This is a genomic window from Mesorhizobium sp. M2A.F.Ca.ET.037.01.1.1 (genome assembly GCF_003998075.1).
Taxonomy (GTDB): domain Bacteria; phylum Pseudomonadota; class Alphaproteobacteria; order Rhizobiales; family Rhizobiaceae; genus Mesorhizobium.
In genome coordinates, this window is sequence record NZ_RZSA01001305.1 from 1 (window position 1) to 1,482 (window position 1,482).

The following is a 1,482-nucleotide window of genomic DNA, read 5'->3' on the forward strand; positions in this document are numbered from 1 at the left end:
GGGCCGGATCGGCCGGCACGCCGATATCGCCGAGATAGCCGTTCACGTAGCGCGCCGGAATGTTCATGCATCGGCAAAGCGTGATCGCCAGATGCGCGAAATCGCGGCAGACCCCGACACGCTCCTCATGCGCCTGGGCCGCCGTGCGGGTGGCGCGAGCGTAGCCGTAGCCGAAGGAGAGCCGGCTGTTGACATAGTCGACGATCGCCTGAACGCGCGCCCAGCCGGGCGGGAGCTGGCCGAAAAGCTGCCAGGCGATGCTGCCGAGGTGGTCGGTCTCGCAATAGCGGCTGCCGAGCAGATAGGTCAGCACGTCGTCGGGCAGTTCCGCGACCGGCGTTTCTCGCGCCAGCGTGTTGACCTCGTCCGTCTCGCCGCTGTCCTCGATCACCGCGTCATAGAGGATGCGGAAGCTTCCGGCGGGCGCCGTGAAGCGACGGCAGATATTGCCGTGGCGGTCGTGATAAGTCCGGGTCGGCACCGAGGGCGAGGTCAGGACCCGCGTTTGCCGCTTGATGTCGGCATGCCGGTCGGGATGGATGTCGAGAAGCGAGATGATCGGCGTCGCCGCCGCGCATTCGATGGCGATTTCATAGCCGAGCCGGATCAGCATCGCATGCCCCCTTGGTGGTTTTGGCTCCGTGGCGATTTTGGAAGACAGCCTCTTCAACGCAACGAACCGGAGGTTGTTCCCGTGCGAAATTGAAATGGTGGGTATCTCGCCTTCTCAGCCAGTGCTGGCCGGTCTAAACTGGGTACCACGTTTCGCCCTCCCCGAAAACGATTCTCCAGGAAATCCGATGTTCGCAGGCTCAAAGTTCGCCGCCTTCCTGTTCGACATGGACGGCACGGTGCTCAATTCGATCGCCGCGGCGGAACGGGTGTGGACGAAGTGGGCGGAGCGTCACGGGCTGGACATCGCCACCTTCCTGCCGACCATCCATGGCAAGCGGGCGATCGAGACGATCGGCGGATTGATGCTTCCGGGCGTCGATGTGGTTGCGGAAGCCGATGCGCTGCTCAAGGCCGAGGCGGACGACCTCGAAGGCATCGTCCCTATCCCCGGCGCCGTCTCGTTCCTGGAATCGCTGCCGCCGGAGCGCTGGGCCATCGCCACCTCGGCGCCGCGCGAGCTGGCGCTGCTGCGCATGCAGGCGGCCGGCATCCCAGTTCCCGCCATGATGGTAACGGCGGAAGACGTGACCCATGGCAAGCCGGCGCCGGATTGTTTTCTCCTGGCGGCAAAGCATCTTGGAGTCGAGGCGCGCGACTGCCTGGTCTTCGAGGATGCGCCGGCAGGCATCGCGGCGGGCGAGGCTTCCGGCGCCTCGGTGATGGTGATCAGCGCCACGCACGTCCACCCGCTCGTCACACCGCACCCGACGATCCGTTCCTATGACGAGATCGGCATTGCGGTCGACGAAAGTGGTTTCATCGTTTTGTCGCCGACACGGGCTGCGGCCTAGTCCCTCGTACAGGGAC

The 1,482-nt window shown here is 65.0% G+C and carries 2 protein-coding genes; one reads left to right on the forward strand and one right to left on the reverse strand.

What is annotated here, in order from left to right:
* The coding region (locus EOA27_RS36185; protein ID WP_145970822.1) for a transglutaminase family protein at positions 1–613 on the reverse strand (613 nt) is incomplete at its 3' end.
* 187 nt (positions 614–800) lie between these two features.
* Between EOA27_RS36185 and EOA27_RS36190 the strand changes: the two genes are divergently transcribed.
* Entirely contained in the window at positions 801–1,466 is a 666-nt protein-coding gene (locus tag EOA27_RS36190; protein WP_126080562.1) for an HAD-IA family hydrolase, read from the forward strand.
* Positions 1,467–1,482 lie beyond the last annotated feature (16 nt).

Bases quoted from the DNA above. Each gene is read 5' to 3' on its own strand.
- EOA27_RS36190 (WP_126080562.1), top strand. From the start codon at position 801: ATGTTCGCAGGCTCAAAGTTCGCCGCCTTCCTGTTCGACATGGACGGC.